Origin of the sequence: Streptomyces sp. YIM 121038, assembly GCF_006088715.1 — a bacterium.
Lineage (GTDB): Bacteria > Actinomycetota > Actinomycetes > Streptomycetales > Streptomycetaceae > Streptomyces.
Window position 1 is genome coordinate 9,453,637 of record NZ_CP030771.1, and the last position, 16,460, is coordinate 9,470,096.

Consider the following 16,460-nt stretch of genomic DNA (forward strand, 5'->3'; position numbering starts at 1 on the left):
GACGGTAAGCACTCGAACGGAACGCCGGGAGGGCGTCAAGCCGGCGAACCAGTCATCATGACCCCCGCCGGAATCGTCAACTCCCCTATCTGGCGGGAGACTTGATCTGCACAATGCTTCCTGTGCCGCCTTACGACTACCTGGAGTTGACCCTCGACGACGGAGCCCACGTCCGTCTCGAACTGGCGGCCGCGGGGGAAGCCCCCGCCGCCGCGCCCGACGGAGTGGAGGCCGACCTGCCGAGAGGCATCTCCGGAGTGACCCCCGTGGGGAGCGGTGCGCGCGTGGGCGCCCTCGCCACGGACGCGCTGCGCTCCGTACTGAGCCCCCTGGGCCCCGTCCTGCAACAGGTGCACGACGCCGTGCGCGGCATCCCCGACCCGCCCCGCGAGCTCTCCGTGGACTTCGGCATCCAGATCGGCCAGGACCTGAGGCTCGGCATCGTCGGCGCGGGCGGCCAGGCGAGCATGACCGTCTCGGCGACCTGGGAGCTGTCCCCGCGGACCGAGAGATGAGCTGGTTCACGGCGACCGGCGACGACCGGCACGGGGACGCCCGCGGGGCACTGGTGCGCGTCCTGAGCGCGGACCGGACGCGCACCGCGGGCGCGGGCGTCTACCTCTGTGGACGCACCCTGCTGACCTGCGCCCACGTGGTCAACGCCGCCCTGGGGCAGCGCATGCTCAGCGCACGGGACCCCGGCGGCGTCACGCTGGACGTGTCCTTCCCCGTCCTCTCCGCCACCACCACGCGCCCCGCCCGCCTGGTGGCGTGGATACCGCCCCGCGCGCACCACCTCGGCCCCGTCCCCGACGGCGCCCTGAAGTGGGAGGGCGACCTCGCCGTCCTGGAGCTCAGGGAGGAGCCCCCGCCCCCCGTCGGCCCCGTCCGCTGGCTGGAGATGACGCGGGGGCAGGAGGTCAGGGCCTGGTACGGCGGCGGGCAGCCCTTCTCCTACGCCGACGCGCGCGTGGCCTCCTACGACGACGGCATCGGCTACCTCGACGGACAGCTGTCGGGCGCCGCCGTCGACGAGGGCTACAGCGGCGGACCCCTGTGGTGCGTCGCCGACGGCGCCGCCGTGGGCCTCGTCATGGGCCGCATCACCGCCCCCGACACCGCGCTCTCCGCCCAGCACACGGTCCGGCGCAGCTGGGGCCTCGGCTGGCAGTCCGTGCTGCTCGAACTGCGCCGCGCCGGAGCCCTGCCCGAGCCGTATCCGGCCGGTCTCGCGCAGCCCCCGGCAGCGCTCGCGGGGCCGGGGACCGCGTCCGACTCCTACGAGACCGTGCGGGACATGATGGTCGGCCCCCTGCACCTGCTGCTCGGCGACCCCACGGCCCGCGCCGCCCACGCCACCGTGCTCGCCGGTGAACTCGGCCTGCGCGCCCCCGCCGACGGCACCGCGCCCTCCGTGGCCGAACTGGCCCAGCTCCTCACCCGCACCGAGCGGGCGCTGCCCACCCTCGCCGAGTCCCTCGCCCCCACCGTGGCCGACGACCCGCGCGGCCGCGGCGAGCTCGACCGGCTGCTCGCCCTGGGCCGCCTCACGGGCGCCGCGGGACTTCTCTCGGTCGCCGAACACCGGCTGCTGCGCGCCAAGTTCGAGCACCTGTGCCGACACGACCCGGGCCTGCCGCACCGTGCCGCGACCGCCGCCCTGCCCTATCTGGACCTGCCGCACTCCCTGCACGCGGCCCGGCTCGCGCCGACAGCCGTCGACGGAGTGCTGCGCGAGCTGGAGACCTGGCCCGGCGACAGCTCCCCGGTGCCCGACGAGACGCCCCGGCTGCCCGCGCTGCTGCGGGTCGTCGAGTACGTGGCGGCCGAGACCGGCGGCCTGGCCTGCCGGGCCCTGCAGGAGTGGAGCGGCCGGGTCGCCGCCCGCCTCGGCATCCACGCCTCCGCCCTGCGCGAGCGCCGCGCCGACGCCGCACGCTGGTCGCAGCGGTCCGCCCCGGCCGGGGCGCGGATCCTGGTGGAGCTCGACCGGCACGCCAAGGACCCCGCCGGCCACTACCGCTGCGCGGTGTGGCGGCTGCGCGCCGACGGCACCGCGGCCCGCGCGGTCACCGGCACCGAACACCCCCGCGCGGGACGCGAGATCGCCCGGCTCGTCCGCGAGGTCGCGGGCGGCACCGAGGGCGCCGAGCGCGGCGTGGCCCTGGTCGCCGTCTCCGTACCCCCGGACGCCCTGGAGCTGGCGGTGGACGAGTGGGACGGGGCGGGCGCCGACGAGTACATCCCCGCGCCGCTGGGCGAGGACTTCCACCTCATCCTGCGCTGCCCGCGGCTGCGGCGGCGCTCCCGCACCGGAGCCGCCGACCTCACCCGGCGCTGGAACGCGCGCCACCGCGGCGACCCGCTGCGCGCCGACCGCACCGTCGGCGGCCGGGCGGGCCTCATCGGCCTGCTCAAGACGGTCCACCGGGACACCGCCCGCGTCCTGGTCCGGGGCACGGCCGCCCAGCGCCTCGAACTGCTCCCCGTCTGCCTGGTGATGGGCGTGCCCATCGTGCTGTGGGACCGCGGCCCCCAGGCCCCCGGGGCGGACCCGGACCTCGACGGGCTGACCCCCGACGGGCCCGTCGACCAGCTCCCCGAGCGCGTCCGGCACTTCCGGGTGCGCGCGTACGCCGATCCGCGGACCAGCACCCGCCCCGCGCTGGTGTGGGAGGACATCGAGATGCCGCTGCCCGACGAACTGCAGCTCGCCGACCCCGCCGAGGGCCTCGCGGGCCCCGCGGACGGCGGCGAGGGAACGGAGCGGGCGAGATGAGCGGGCACGACGACTGGCGGCTGTTCCGCGGCGACCGCGTCGCCCGGCGGGTGGAGCTGCCCGAGGCCCCGCCCTGGCGCCGGTTCCCCGACGGCTCCGGCGCCCGCCCGAGGCCCCGCCCGTACCTCATCGGCCGCGCCGAGGCCGACGTGGTGAGCGCGGCGCTGCACCTGCGCCGCCCCCTGCTCGTCACCGGCCACCCCGGCACCGGCAAGTCGTCGCTCGCGCACGCCGTGGCCCACGAACTCACCCTCGGCCCGGTGCTCCAGTGGGCCGTCAACAGCCGCTCGGCCCTCAAGGACGCCCTGTACGGGTACGACGCCATCGGCCGCCTGCGCGAGACCCATCTGCGCCGGGAGCGCGACGCGGGGGAGCCGGGCATCGGCACCTTCGTCCGGCTCGGCCCGCTGGGCACGGCCCTGGTGCCCCGCGACCGGCCCCGCGTCCTGCTCGTCGACGAACTCGACAAGGGCGACGTGGACCTGCCCAACGACCTCCTGACCGTGTTCGAGGAGGGCGAGTTCGAGATCCCCGAGCTGTCCCGGCTCCCGGACGACCAGTCCGAGGTGGCGGTCCTCACCCACGGAGCGGACGGCGACTGGGTCACGGTCACGCGCGGCCGGGTGCGCTGCCACGAGTTCCCCGTCGTCGTGATCACCAGCAACGGCGAGCGCGACTTCCCGCCCGCGTTCATGCGCCGCTGCGTGCGCCTGGCCCTGCCGGACCCCGACGAGGCCCGGCTGCGGGAGATCGTGTCGGCCCACCTCGGCGAGGCGGCGCTGGCCGGGGTGGACGACCTCCTGCACGCCTTCCTCAACCGCCGCGCCCCCGGCGAACTGGCCACCGACCAGCTGCTCAACGCCGTGTTCCTGCGCAAGGGCGGCGTCGACCTGGACGCCGAAGGGCTCCTGGACGCGGTGCTGCACCGGCTCGGCGGAGCGCTGTAGATGCCCCCCGGTGCCATGGGCCCCGCGGCCGGGGGGACCCACGGCGACCCGCCGCCCCGCGCCGGTGCGCCGTCCCCCGTGGTCCTCGGCGTGCTCGGCCGTCTGACCGGGCACGACCTGTCCATCCACGAACTGCTCGACGCCGTCTGGCTCGCGGCGCGCCTGCCCCCCGACGAGGACGCGCCCCTCGCCCGCGCGCTCGCCGGCACCGCCCTGCCCGCCCCGCCGCCCGGCCCGGCGCCGGAACCCGTGCCCGACGCCGCCCCGCACGCCACGGACGACCGACCCGCCGACGGCACCCCGGCGCCCGGCACCCCGGCGCCGCCCCCACCACCGGCCCAGCTGCTCGGCGCCCTGCACGCGGCCGCGGCGGCCCGCAGCGCCCCCGAGTTCGCCCGCCTCGGCACGGCCGACCGGCTTCCCGCAGACGACGGAGCGCTGCCGGTACGGGTGCCCGAGGAGAAGGCCCTCGGCGACGAGGAACTGCGCTTCGGCCGGGCGCTGCGGCTCCTGAAACAGCCCCAGCCGCATCCGCACCGGCGCGAGTTCGACGAGGCGGCCACGGCGGCGGCCCTCGCCGAGACCGGCCTTCCCGACGTGGTGACCCGGCCCGCCCGGCAGCGCTGGCTCGACCTGGTGCTGCTCATCGACGACGGCGTCTCGATGCTCCTGTGGCGGCGCCTGGCGACCGAGCTGCGCGCCCTCCTGGAGCGCCTCGGCGCGTTCCGCGGCATCCGCGTCCTCGGCCTGGACACCCGCACCCGGCGGGCACCGCTGCTGCGCGCCCGCCCCTTCGACGCGCACTCCCCGCTGCTGTCCCCGGCGTCGGCCGTCGACCCCTCCGGGGGCACCCTGGTCCTGGTCATCAGCGACGGCGTCGGCGCCTGCTGGCGCGACGGACGCATGCGCAAGGCCCTCGGCCGCTGGGCGCGCCAAGGGCCGACCGCCATCCTGCACGCCCTGCCCGCCCATCTGTGGGGCGGCTCGGGCATCCGCTCCGAACCCTGGCTGGTGACCACGCGGCGCCGGGGCGCCGCCAACGACACCTGGTACGTGTCCGACCCGCTGCTGCCCTCCGGGCTCGGCGAGGACTTCGCGGACGTCCCCGTGCCGGTGCTCGAACCGTATCCACCGGCCGTCGCCGCCTGGGCCCGGCTCGTGGCCTCGCCCGGCGCGAGCACCGAACTGCCCCTCCTCGTGCCGCCGCACGCCCCGACCCCGCGCGGCCGGGCCGACACCCGGGGCGCCGACGCGGCCACCGCCGTGCTCCGGTTCCGGGACGCCGCGTCGCCGGAGGCCTTCCGGCTCGCCGCGCACCTCGCCGCCGTGTCGCCGCTGACCGTGCCCGTGATGCGCCTCGTCCAGGCCGCGGTGGACTGGCGGGCGGACACCGCGCACCTCGCCGAGGTGTTCCTCGGCGGCCTCATGCAGCAGGTCGAACCGGCCGACGCGCGGCTGCCCGCGCAGCACCGCAGGTTCGGGTTCGCCCGCGACGCCCAGGACATCCTGCTCGACACGGCCTCCCCGATCGACCTGCTCCGCACCACCAGGACCGTCACCGAACGTCTGCGCGCGCTCGTCGGCCGCTCCCCGGACTTCCCCGCCTGGCTCGCCCACCCCTCCGGCACCAGCGAACTCCTGCCCGGCACCCGGCCGTTCGCCTGGCTGGAGGACCGGCTCCTGACCCACCTGGGCGCCCGCCCCATGGCGGCGCCCGCCCCCGAGGGGGCCGCGGTCGAGGAGGAGGTCCTGCTGCCCTCCGGCCTGGAGGCCGCCCCGTCCTGGCTGCCCCTGCGCCTCCAGGACCTGCACGCGCTCGGCCCTTACACGCTGCTGCGCAGGGACGGCGCCGGCGGCACGCCCACCGCGTACATCGCCGAGGACGAGGACGGCCTCCAGGTCCTGCTGCGCGTGTCCTCCTCCTCCGCCTCACCCGTGGCACGGGAGCTGCTGGACAACGAGCGCGGCGCGCTGCGCCGCATGGACGGCGTGTACGCCCCGGCCGTCGTGGCCAGCGACCTGCGCGACGTGCCCGTGCCCTGGCTCGCGCTGCGCCTGGACACCCTCGGTGACGGGCGGCCCGCGCCGACGCTGCGCGCGGTCCTCGACGCGGCCGGGCCGCTGGCGGGAACCCCGCTGTTCCTGTGGCTCGGCTGGCATCTGACGCGGGCCGTGAGCCGCTGCCACCGCCGGGGCATCGTGCACGGCTCCCTGACCCCGGGCGCGGTCCTGGTGACCGAGTCGACGCTGCACATCATCAGCTGGACGTCCGCGCGCATCGACGGGGCCTGGAGCGCCTCGGTCTCGGCGATGCCCCCGGCCTCGCCCTACCGGGCGCCCGAGGTGACGTACTGGGGCGAGTCGCGGATCACGGCCGGAGACGTGTACTCCCTGGGAGCCGTGCTGCTGCGCGCCGCGACCGGCCGCGCCTGGCAGGGCTACGAGCACGACGCCCTGCGGCGCGACCCGTGGTTCGGGGACCTCGACGGGGACCTCGCCGACCTGCTCCTGCGCTGCGTCACGGCCGAGCCGGAGAGCAGGCCCACGGTGCGGGAGGTGGCGGACGCCCTCGGTGCCCGGCTGCCCGGCGCGCAGCCGTGGGAGGAGACCGACGACGACGCGCTCGCCCCCGAGACGCCGCAGGAGCGGCAGCGCGCCGAGGAGCCGGAGGACGACGACAGCGAGACCTGGACCCGCACCGTCCGCGCGCCGCTGGCGAAGCCGCTGCGGATCGCGCTCGTCGGCGTCAAGGACGGCGCGGGCTGCACCACGACGGCGATGATGCTGGGCGCCGTCCTCGCCGACCAGCGCCAGGAGCGGGTCCTCGCGATCGACGCCGACAAGCACGCGGGGCGGCACGTGCGCATCGGCGGCCGCGTCTTCCGCGGCACTTTCGCGGGCCTGACCGATCTGGCGGCCTCCCTGCCCGAGGTGCGCCGCTTCGAGGACCTCAGCCTGTTCCTGTCACCGCACCGCTCGGGCCTGATGGTCCTCGCGAACGACTCGGTGTCGCGGCCCTCGGCGGGCGGCCAGTACACCGACCAGGACTTCCGCGAGGTGGTGCGGGCGACGCGGCAGTACTTCCGCCTCACCCTGATCGACTCCGACAAGCCCGTGTCCCTGGTCCTGGAGCACGCCGACCGCGTCGTCATCGTCTCCCGCGCCGACCCCGCCGGACTCACCCAGGCCCAGCAGACCATGGACCGCCTCGTCACCCTGAACCGCCCCGACCTCGTGGAGGAGGCCGTCGTCGTCCTCAACCACAGCCGCCCCGCCGCCGGTTGGACCCTCGACCCGGGCAACGTGCGCGCCCTGCGCTCGCGCTGCCGGGGCCTCGTCACCGTCCCCCGCGACGGCCACCTCGCCATGGCCAGCACCATCGAACTGTCCTGGCTGACCCCGGCCGCGTACAAGGCCTATCTGCGCCTTGCGGCGCTGCTGCTCGGGCGGCGGGCGATGTTCCCCTGACGCGCCGCCGGAGCCGCGGGCGCCGGGGCCGGTCCGCCCTCGCTGAGGCCGAAGCGGGCGTGGACGGCGCGCAGGAAGCGGGGCGCGTACCAGGCCGAGCGGCCGAGCAGGCGCATCGCGGCGGGGACGAGGACGCCGCGGACGGCGAGGGCGTCGATGAGGATGGCCAGACCGCTGCCCAGGCCGAAGAGCTGCATGAAGCTGATCTCGGCCGTGCCGAAGGCGAAGAAGCTCACCGCGAGCAGGACGGCCGCCGCGCTGACGATGCGGCCCGTGTGCCCGAGGCCGTCGGCCACGGCGGACTCGTTGTCCGCGCCGAGGTCGTGGAGTTCCTTGATGCGGCTGGTGACGAACACCTCGTAGTCCATGGAGAGGCCGAAGGCGACGCAGAACATCAGGACGGTCATCGACGTCTCCATCGGCTGCGGGGTGAAGCCGAGCAGGCCGGAGAGGTGGCCGTCCTGGAAGATCCAGGTCATGACGCCGATGGTCGCTCCCAGGCTGACCAGGTTGAGGACCAGCGCGCGCAGCGGCTGCACGACGCTGCCGGTGAACAGGAAGAGCAGCAGGAACGTGGTGACGGCGATGAGGCCGATGGCGAGCGGGAGCCTGCTGCCGATGGAGTCGTTGGAGTCGACCAGCTCGGCGTCGGCCCCGCCGACCAGCGGACGCGTCCCGGCGGGCGCGGCGGCCGTCCTGACCCCTTCGACCAGGTCCTTGGCCGCGTCGGACTTGGGCGTCAGGGAGCTCACCACGTTGAGCTGCTGCGCGCCGGGGCGGCCGAGCGCCGCGTTGCCGGGGCCGGTCGCCGTGGACTTCCCGTCGGCGTAGACCCCGGTGCTGGCCTCGACGCGGGCCACGCCCTCCAGGGCGGACAGGCCGACCGCGTACGACTCCAACGGGCCCCTGCCCACCGGCGCGTCGATGACGACGTGCAGGGCGGCCGCGTCGTTGCCGTCGAAGTCCTCCCGCAGCGCGGTGGCGACCTCGCGGCTGCGGGCGTCCTCGGGCAGCACGCGCTCGTCCGCCGTGCCGAAGGTGATGCCCAGCAGCGGGCTCGCCGCGGCGAGCAGCACCACGAGCACGGGCAGGGCGGTGAGGGCGGGCCGGCGCATCACGGTGCGGGCCAGGCGCCCCCACACCGGGGCCCCGGATCCGGACCGCCCCGGCTTCGCCCACGGCATGCGCCCGCTGTTGACCCGGTGCCCGAGGACGGTGAGGAGCGCGGGCATCACGAACAGGGTGGCGAGGGCCGCGATGACGACGACCCCGACCCCGGAGTAGCCGAACGAGCGGAGGAAGTACTGCGGGAACACCATCAGCGCCGCGAGGGCGGCCGCCACCGTCGCGGCGGAGAAGGCGACCGTGCGGCCCGCGGTGCTCATGGTCCGCCGGACGGCGTCCTCCACGCTCGCCCCCGCGGCGAGCTGCTCGCGGAACCGGCTGATCATCAACAGGGCGTAGTCCACGCCGAGTCCGAGCCCGAGGGCCGTGGTCAGATTGATCGCGAAGACGGACACGTCGGTGACGCTGCCGACGACGTAGAGCTCGGCGAACACTCCGACGACGGCGATGAGCGCGATGGCCAGCGGAAGCAGCGCGGAGACCACCGTGCCGAAGACGACCAGGAGCAGCAGCAGGATCAGCGGCACCGCGATGGTCTCCGCCAGGACGAGATCCTCCTCGGTCTGCGGCCCCATCTCGTAGCTCACTCCGGCGCTGCCTCCGGCCTTGACCGTCAGGCCGCCCTCGTAGGTGCCCGCGTAGGTGTCGATGACGCCCTTGGCGTTCTCCTGCTGCTCGGCGTCGTGACCCTTCACACGGGCGAGCACGAGGGCCTCGGCGCCGTCCTCGGACCGCAGGCCCGGGCTGTTGGTGTCCCAGTACGAGACCACGTTGGTGAGGTCCCGCTCCTTCTTGAGGTCGGCCACCAGCGCCTGGCCGCCGCGCCTGGCGGCCGGGTCGTCGACGCGGCCCCGGGAGGCCCGGACCAGCAGCACCAGGTTGGTCTCTCCGCCGAACTTCTCGTCGATGACCTCCCTGGCCCGGGACGACTGGGAGGCCGGGTCGTCGAAGCCGCCGCCCAGCAGCTTCCCGAACGCACCGGCGCCCAGCGCGCCCATGAGGGCCACCACCACGGTGGCGACGATGAGGACCAGCCGGGACCGACGGATCGCCAGCTCGGCCATGCGTTCGAACACGCGCTTTCTCCTTTGCGTTCCTGGGCAGCGGGTGCGGTGTCGCACTCTTCGGTGCCGCAGGACGACGGTAGGGAGACACAAGAAGATTTGGCAGTGTTAGATTTTTCTGGCACTTCATAGGATCCCGGTACACCGCCAGGCACTTCGGCGTACGGTCCTCGTATGACCGCAACGGACGAACTCGCCACGGCCCGGCCCTCCTTGCGCGAGCGGCGCCGCGCCGCGGCCACCCGGGAGATCCTGGAGGCCGCCGAGTCACAGATCGCCGAGCACGGGCCCGCGGCCCTGTCCCTGCGTGCCGTCGCCCGCAGCCTCGGCATGACGGTGCAGGCGCTCTACCACTACTTCCCGAGCCGCGACGACCTCGTCACCGCGCTCATCACCAAGACGTACGACGACCTGGCCGCAGCCATGCGGACGGGCCTCGACGCGGCGGCCGAGGAGCCCGGCACGCAGGGCGTGGTGGCCGTGACCGAGGCCTACCGCCAGTGGGCCGTCGACCACCCCGAGCGGTTCCAACTCCTGTACGGCACGCCCCTGCGGTACTACGCGGCGCCGCCCGAGGGCCCCACCACCCAGGCCGTGCGCCGCATGGGCGCGATGTTCGAGAGCGAGCTGTTCGGCGGGTTCACCAGGGAGCAACTCGCCGCGGCCGACGTGCCGGAGCTCTCGCCCGTGCTCCGGGAGCGCCTGGAGCAGCTGCCCGCGGACGGCATGGGGTCGCTGCCGCCGCCCGCGATCGCCCTGCTCATGAGCGCGTGGGGGCAGCTGCACGGCCTGGTCGTCCTGGAGGTGTTCGGGCACACCTCCTTCATCGGTGAGCACCAGGCCGAGGTCTTCCGCCTGGCGGTGCGGAACCTGATCGAGGATCTGCACCGCCGGATCCCGCCCGCGGGCGCGGACGTCACGTGACGTTGACGGCCGCCCAGGCGGCACCCACCGCACGGTGTTCGGCGCTGTCCGTGCCGTACAGGGCCGCGGCCGCGGCGAGCGTCGCGGTGCGCGCGGAGCGGTAGGTGCTGGAGGACGTCAGGTACTGGGTGAGCGCGCGGAACGAGATCCGCTCCGCCGCGGCCCGGCCGACGCCGGTGACGGGCTTGCCGTCGTACGTCGGGCTGTCGTAGCTGACGCCGCCCACGACCTTGGGGCCGCTGCCCTCGGCGAGCAGGTAGAAGAAGTGGTTGGCGGGCCCGGCGGAGTGGGCGGGCGGGAGCTGGCCGATGCCCGCGTACCAGTGGTCCTTGGACTGGCCGTCCCGGGAAGGGCGGTCCATGTAGCGCAGGGCGGTCTGGCCGCCCGCGTCGACGCGCTCGCCGAAGAGGTAGTCGCCGGGGTCGGCCGGGTTGGCCGCGCGGAACTCCACGGCGGCCGCGACGAGGTCGCTCGTCGCCTCGTTGAGGCCGCCCGGCTCCCCGGAGAAGCCGAGCCCCGCGGTGGCCGCCGTGACGCCGTGGGTCATCTCGTGCGCGCCGACCTCGATGCGGATCAGGGGCCTGGCGGGGTTCGACGTGCCGTCGCCGTAGGTCACGCAGTTGGAGGTGGACTCGTAGAAGGCGTTGACGTAGTCGCGGCCGTAGTGGACGCGGCTGCATCCGCCCTTGCCGTCGCCGCGCACGCCCTTGCGGCCGTGGACCTCCAGCAAGTAGTCCCAGAACACCGCGTGGATGTAGTGCGCCGCCACGGCGTCGGACTGGCGGCCGCCCTCGCACCAGGTGTTGTCGTCGTCGGTCACCACGGTGCTGGACCCGCCGGTGCCGTTCTGCATGTCGTACGTCTTGTGGTTGCCGCGTCTGGGGTCGTTGAGCTCGTAGCGTCCGGTGGTCGGGTTGTACGTGGTGTCGAGCGGGACGCGGCCCACGTTCGTGCCGCAGCCGACCCCGGCCACCGCGCGCGGCCCGGCCGGGCCCGCGTGGGCGAGGCCGCCCTGGAGGGCCGTGGCCATGACGACGGCGGACGCGAGCAGGAGCCGGGCTGCGGTGCGGCGGGTGCGACGGCGGGGAGTACGGGGCGGGGCCATGTCGGCTCCTTCCGGCGGCTGTGCGCGGGGCGGGTGGGGGAGTGCGCCGGGACGAGCCTGCCAGGGCGAGGGCAGATTGTCAGGACCGCGACAAGCCATCGCGGTGCGCTGGAACCCGGCGCCGGGGCCAGCGCCAGGGCCGGGCCGCCGGATCGTCCGGTCAGGCGGCGGCGTCGAGCTCCTCGCCCTCGACGAACGTCCGCACCACCTCGATGTCCCCGATGCGCCCCGGGTCCACCCGCCGCGGGTCGTCGCCCAGGACCACGAGGTCGGCGCGCTTGCCGGGGGAGAGGCTGCCCGCGCTGTCCTCCCAGCGGCAGGCGTACGCGGCGTCGACGGTGTACGCGCGCAGTGCCTCGTCGACGCTCACGGCCTCCTCGGGGCCGATGAGCCTGCCGGAGGCGGAGGCCCGCTCGACCATGAACTGGACGGCCCGCAGCGGCGCGCCGTCGGCGACGGGCCGGTCCGAGCTGCCCGCGAGGCGCACCCCGTGGTCGTGGAAGCCCCGCCCCCGGTACAGCCACGGCGCCCGATCGGGCCCCATGATCGTGGCGTAGTCGTCCCCGAAGTACCGCAGGAAGCTCGGCTGCACGACGGCGATGGCCCCGAGCTCGGCGAAGCGGCCGAGCTGGTCCGGGCGGACGAGGCCCGCGTGCTCCACGCGGTGGCGGGTGTCGGTGCGCGGCTTCGCGCGTCGGGCCGCGGCCAGGGCGTCCAGGGCGAGGTCGACGGCACGGTCGCCGATCGCGTGCACAGCGAGCTGCCAGCCCGCCCGATGGCCCTCGACGATGGTCTCGGTGAGCACCTCAGGGTCGGCCTGGAGCTGCCCGCTGGACGCGCTGCCCGCATAGGGCTCGGTGAGCGCGGCCGTGCGCGCCATCATGCCGCCGTCGGTGAACACCTTCAGGGCGCCGAGCGAGAGGCGCCCGTCGCCGAAGCCCGTGCGCAGTCCGAGGCCGAAGGACCGCGTCGTGGTGTCCTCGGGCGCCGCCTCGACCGGGCGCAGGGCGTCCGCCGCCACCATGAGCTGGACCCGCAGCGGCAGCCGTCCGGTCTCGTGGGCGAGCTGGAAGGCCGCGCCCTCGAGGGGGCTGTGCGCGAACAGCTCGCTGCCGATGCCCGCCTCGGCGCAGGCCGTGATGCCCTGGGACCGGCACTCGCGGCCGGACCGGGCGACGGCGTCGGCCAGTTCGGCCAGCGTGTGCGGCGGGCGCAGGGCGAGGGCGGCGCTCATGGCGTCCTCCGCGAGGAAGCCGTCCGGGCTCGCGACGTGTGGCGGCAGCTGTTCGAGGACGGCGGAGTTCACCAGGCACGCGTGCCCGGAGATGTGGCCCAGGTACACCTTGCGGCCCGCGCTCACCGCGTCGAGCTCGACGGCGGTCAGCGGCCGGTCGAGCATGCGCTGGTCGTAGCCTCCGAAGCTCACCCAGCCGCCCTCGGGAGCGGTCGCCACGGCGTGGGCCACGACCCCGAGGACGTCGTCGACCCGCCTGCTGGGCGCGACGCTCGGTGCCCCGGCTTTGAGGCCGGCCCAGATGAGGTGGACGTGGCTGTCGATGAATCCGGGAAGGACCGTGGCGCCGCCGAGGTCGAGGACGCGCCGCGCCGGAAGCCCCGCCACGTCGGAGTCGAGTCCCACGATCCGGCCTCGCCAGACGCCGAGTTCCCGGGCGGTGGGGCGGGCCGGATCCATCGTGAGGATGGTGGCGTTGGTGATCCTGGAGCAAAGCACGAACAGATCCCTTCGAAGGAGTGAATCTTCGTCCCGCGCGAGCTATTGTTAGGTGAGGCTAGCCTAAGTTTTGATGGTGGTGGGTGGGGTGGACGAGAGACGGGTGGAACGTCGGCGCGCGGCCTGTGCGCACCGGCTCGACGCCTGGGCCGATGGTGTGGTCGCGGGGCTCGACGCGCAAGAAGACGTCGAACGGTCCTTACTCCAGGCCCTGCGGGGCGACCCGAGCCTGCGCGAGGAGACCGCCGTGCGCCGCGCCGACGCGCTGCGGGCCGCCGCGCTCGGCCTCGGCCCGGCCGGATGCGCCGTGGCGGCGGGCGTCTCCGTTCGGATGCTCCGCGGCTGGCAGGAGCAGGACCCCGCGTTCGCGGCCGCCATGACGGCCGCGGCGGAGCTCGCGGAGCAGGAGCGGGAACGCGCCGCCCCGGTCGCGGCCGACGTCCCCGGTCTCGGACCCGCCGCGCTGCGCGTGGTCCTCAAGGCCATCAGGGAGGGCTCCGTCCAGTCCTCGGCCGCCGCCCTCGGCGGCTGGTCCGAGCAGTCCTTCCTCCGGCTGCGCCGCAAGAGCCCGGAGGTCGCCGCCCTGCTCGCCGCCGCGCGCCGGGCGCGCGCCAAGAAGGCGGACCGGCGCGGCCGTCCGCGCTTCGAGCGGGGATATCGACTGGTTCGCGTGGATGACGGCGATAGGGGCGGTGAGGCGGGAGGCGAGGTGGGCGCTGACCGGTCGGACGGTGGCGGCGCCGACAGCGGCAGTGCGGCCGCTGCCTCCGGGGCGTAGCCGCTCGGGGGCGGCTCGCCCATTTTTACACCTATATGAGGGATCTCGACCCCATGGGGGAGAACGGCGCGAGAGGTGGTAATTGGGGCACAAGAGTCGGCGCCCGCCGCGCGAACCGGAGTCCGTGCGGCGGGCGCCGACGGCCGGTCCCAGGGACCGGCAACGCGGGAGGCGTGTCAGGCGCGCTGGGTCAGGTAGCCGCCCATGGAGGTGAAGTACTCGGCCGCGGACAGCTCGCGGCCGTCCTCGGTCCGTACGCGCGTGATGGCCAGGCCGTGGTTGCGGCCGGTGCGGGCGTCGGCCCCGGCGACGATCACCACGCCCTCGCCCTCGCGGTAGAAGATGCGGCCGGGCGTGCCGCCGTAGCGCCCCTCGGAGACGACTGCGGCCACGACCTCGAGGCGCTTGCCCTTGTGGAAGGTGAAGGCGCTGGGGTACGGCTCCGACTGGGCGCGCACGAGCCGCTCCAGGTCCTCCGCGGGCCAGGTCCAGTCGATGCGGATGTCCTCCGTGGAGCGCTTGTGGAAGAAGGTCGCCTGGGACCGGTCCTGCCGGGTGAACTCCGTCTCGCCGGAGGCGATCAGGTCGAGCGCGCCGGTGGTGACTGGGGCGATGAGGTCGACCGTCTTGTGGAAGAGGTCGGTCGCGGTGTCCTTCGGGCCGACCGGCACGGCCTCCTGCCGGACGATGTCACCGGCGTCGAGCTCGTCGTTCATCATGTGCGCGGTGACGCCGACCTCGCTCTCGCCGTTGATCAGGGCCCAGATCAGCGGCGAGAAGCCCGCGTACTTCGGCAGCAGCGAGTCGTGGACGTTCAGCGTGCCGTGGCGCGGCAGGCCGAAGATGCGCGGGGGGATCCAGGTCCGCCAGTTGTTGGCGACGATGATGTCCGGGTCGGCCTCCTTGAGGCGCTCGAACAGCTCGTCGTCGTCGGGACGGTTGCGGATGAGGACCGGCACGTCGTGCGCCTCGGCGAGGTCGGCGACGGAGTCGCTCCAGATCTTCTCGTACGCGTGCTCGCTCTTGGGGTGCGTCACGACGAGGACCACGTCGTGCTCGGAGTCCAGGAGGGCTTGCAGGGTGCGGTGCCCCCAGGTCTGGTAACCGAACATGACGACCCGCATGGGGTTCCTCCTCAGAGCAGGGATTGACCGGCGGTAAGTAAAGCAAGGCTTACCTTGGTGTGCAATGGTCGCACGGGGTGCCGAAGTTGACGGCCGCCGGTGGGCGCGCACCGTGACGGGCCTCTCGACCCCGGTGCGAGTTTAGCTTAGGCTAGCCTAAGTGAAATGGGGAGGGGGGCTGCCGGGTGCCGACCGGCCCCGAGCCGCCGCCAGCTAGGGTGGCGGGCGCTCCGCAGCGCTCTGCCAGGGGACCAGGGCGGGGGCGGAGCCGTGGGCGCGTTCCTTGCCGGGCGCGAGGTGCCCCACCGGCCGCGCGTCCCCGCCCGAGCAAAGGGATAACGTACGTCGCATGGGCATAACTGCAGTTGAGCGCCTTGCGCCCACCGGTTCATCAGGGGTCCGCCGACGGCGGGTTGTCGGTCTGGGCGTGCTGGTGGCGGTCCTCGTCGTCGCGGCGATCGCGTCCTTGGCCGTCGGCGCGCGCGCGTTGAGCCCCGCCGAGGTGTGGCACGGTCTCTTCGCCTCGCGGGAGGCCGACCAGCGGCTCAATGAGATCAGGCTCATCGTGCAGACCGTGCGGGTGCCCCGGACGGTCCTCGCGATCGTCGCGGGCATCGCCCTCGGCGTCGGCGGGGCGTTGATCCAGGGGTACACGCGCAACCCGATCGCCGACACGGGCCTCCTCGGCGTGAACGCCGGCGCCTCCTTCGCCGTGGTCTCGGTGATCGCCGTGTTCGGGTTCACCAACCCGTTCCAGTACGTGTGGTTCGCCTTCCTGGGCGCGGCCGTCGCCGGTGTCGTCGTGTTCTCGCTCGCGAGCATCGGCAGAGGTGCGGGCAACCCGCTGACCCTCGCCCTCGCCGGGCAGGGCATCACGGTGTTCCTCACGGCGATGACCACCGCGATCGCGCTGTCGGACCAGAAGTCGCTGAACGCGCTGCGGTTCTGGAACTCGGGCTCCGTCACCGGCGTGAAGTTCGACGTGATCTGGCCGATCGCCGGGTTCGTCGCCGTCGGCCTCGTCCTCGCGGCGGTCACCCTGCCCTCGCTCAACCTGCTCAACCTGGGCGAGGACGTGGCCCGCGGCCTCGGCGTGAACATCGCGCTGAGCCGGACCCTCGGCATCGGCGCCATCACCCTGCTCGCGGGCGCGGCGACCGCGGCGTGCGGGCCCATCGCCTTCCTCGGGCTCATGGTGGCCCACATCGCCCGCTTCGTGACCGGCCCCGACTACCGCTGGCTGGTGCCGTACGCGGGTCTGCTCGGCGCGGTCGTCCTGCTGGTCTGCGACATCGTGGGGCGCCTGGTGGTGCGGCCGGGCGAGCTGGACGCGGGAGTCGTCGTCTCCCTGCTCGGCGCCCCGTTCTTCGCGGTGCTGGTGTGGCGTGGAAAGTTCAAGAGCGCGTGAACGGGG

11 protein-coding genes are annotated in these 16,460 nt (G+C 74.5%); 7 read left to right on the forward strand and 4 right to left on the reverse strand.

All coding sequences use genetic code 11. The annotated features are described in order from the left end of the window. Positions 1 to 122 precede the first annotated feature (122 nt). Genes C9F11_RS40005 through C9F11_RS40020 form a run of 4 tightly spaced genes read left to right on the forward strand, consistent with a single transcriptional unit; the run spans position 123 to position 7,194 of the window. Complete coding sequence (locus C9F11_RS40005) at positions 123 to 515, forward strand: CU044_2847 family protein (protein ID WP_138965075.1); 393 nt, start codon at positions 123 to 125, stop codon at positions 513 to 515. Beyond that, on the forward strand, positions 512 to 2,779 hold the full coding sequence (locus tag C9F11_RS49760) for a trypsin-like peptidase domain-containing protein (RefSeq protein WP_138965077.1): 2,268 nt from the start codon (positions 512 to 514) through the stop codon (positions 2,777 to 2,779). The genes C9F11_RS40005 and C9F11_RS49760 overlap by 4 nt, the downstream gene beginning before the upstream one ends. Next, positions 2,776 to 3,726 (forward strand): MoxR family ATPase, encoded by a 951-nt coding sequence (locus tag C9F11_RS40015; RefSeq protein ID WP_138965079.1) that lies wholly within the window; start codon positions 2,776 to 2,778, stop codon positions 3,724 to 3,726. The genes C9F11_RS49760 and C9F11_RS40015 overlap by 4 nt, the downstream gene beginning before the upstream one ends. Continuing rightward, the gene (locus C9F11_RS40020; RefSeq protein WP_138965081.1) at positions 3,727 to 7,194 is read left to right on the forward strand and encodes an SAV_2336 N-terminal domain-related protein; all 3,468 of its coding nucleotides are present in this window, start codon (positions 3,727 to 3,729) and stop codon (positions 7,192 to 7,194) included. Here C9F11_RS40020 and C9F11_RS40025 read toward each other — a convergent pair. Continuing rightward, positions 7,143 to 9,395: an MMPL family transporter gene (locus C9F11_RS40025; RefSeq protein WP_138965083.1), complete on the reverse strand. Its 2,253-nt coding sequence runs from the start codon at positions 9,393 to 9,395 to the stop codon at positions 7,143 to 7,145. The two genes, C9F11_RS40020 and C9F11_RS40025, sit on opposite strands and share 52 nt — an antisense overlap. Positions 9,396 to 9,557: 162 nt before the next feature. Between C9F11_RS40025 and C9F11_RS40030 the strand changes: the two genes are divergently transcribed. Continuing rightward, entirely contained in the window at positions 9,558 to 10,307 is a 750-nt protein-coding gene (locus C9F11_RS40030; protein WP_138965085.1) for a TetR/AcrR family transcriptional regulator, read from the forward strand. On the opposite strand, the gene C9F11_RS40035 is transcribed toward C9F11_RS40030, so the two are convergent. Beyond that, a complete protein-coding gene (locus C9F11_RS40035; protein WP_249402081.1) occupies positions 10,300 to 11,412 on the reverse strand; it encodes a M4 family metallopeptidase in 1,113 nt (370 codons plus the stop codon). The two genes, C9F11_RS40030 and C9F11_RS40035, sit on opposite strands and share 8 nt — an antisense overlap. Before the next feature lie 160 nt (positions 11,413 to 11,572). Next, positions 11,573 to 13,144, reverse strand: a complete 1,572-nt coding sequence (locus C9F11_RS40040) for an amidohydrolase (protein ID WP_138965089.1) — start codon at positions 13,142 to 13,144, stop codon at positions 11,573 to 11,575. A gap of 88 nt (positions 13,145 to 13,232) precedes the next feature. On the opposite strand from C9F11_RS40040, the gene C9F11_RS40045 reads away from it, so the two are divergent. Next, a complete protein-coding gene (locus C9F11_RS40045) occupies positions 13,233 to 13,922 on the forward strand; it encodes a hypothetical protein (protein WP_212767877.1) in 690 nt (229 codons plus the stop codon). 176 nt (positions 13,923 to 14,098) lie between these two features. Here C9F11_RS40045 and C9F11_RS40050 read toward each other — a convergent pair whose 3' ends face one another. Next, on the reverse strand, positions 14,099 to 15,046 hold the full coding sequence (locus C9F11_RS40050; RefSeq protein WP_138965090.1) for a methionyl-tRNA formyltransferase: 948 nt from the start codon (positions 15,044 to 15,046) through the stop codon (positions 14,099 to 14,101). A gap of 349 nt (positions 15,047 to 15,395) precedes the next feature. Between C9F11_RS40050 and C9F11_RS40055 the strand changes: the two genes are divergently transcribed. After that, positions 15,396 to 16,454, forward strand: a complete 1,059-nt coding sequence (locus C9F11_RS40055) for an iron ABC transporter permease (RefSeq protein WP_138965091.1) — start codon at positions 15,396 to 15,398, stop codon at positions 16,452 to 16,454. Positions 16,455 to 16,460 lie beyond the last annotated feature (6 nt).

What these genes read in the sequence shown, in the direction of transcription:
- C9F11_RS40020 (WP_138965081.1), top strand. Translation starts at nt 3,727, where the DNA reads ATGCCCCCCGGTGCCATGGGCCCCGCGGCCGGGGGGACCCACGGCGAC.
- C9F11_RS40055 (WP_138965091.1), top strand. Translation starts at nt 15,396, where the DNA reads ATGGGCATAACTGCAGTTGAGCGCCTTGCGCCCACCGGTTCATCAGGG.
- C9F11_RS40050 (WP_138965090.1), bottom strand. Translation starts at nt 15,046, where the DNA reads ATGCGGGTCGTCATGTTCGGTTACCAGACCTGGGGGCACCGCACCCTG.
- C9F11_RS49760 (WP_138965077.1), top strand. Translation starts at nt 512, where the DNA reads ATGAGCTGGTTCACGGCGACCGGCGACGACCGGCACGGGGACGCCCGC.
- C9F11_RS40035 (WP_249402081.1), bottom strand. Translation starts at nt 11,412, where the DNA reads ATGGCCCCGCCCCGTACTCCCCGCCGTCGCACCCGCCGCACCGCAGCC.
- C9F11_RS40015 (WP_138965079.1), top strand. Translation starts at nt 2,776, where the DNA reads ATGAGCGGGCACGACGACTGGCGGCTGTTCCGCGGCGACCGCGTCGCC.
- C9F11_RS40030 (WP_138965085.1), top strand. Translation starts at nt 9,558, where the DNA reads ATGACCGCAACGGACGAACTCGCCACGGCCCGGCCCTCCTTGCGCGAG.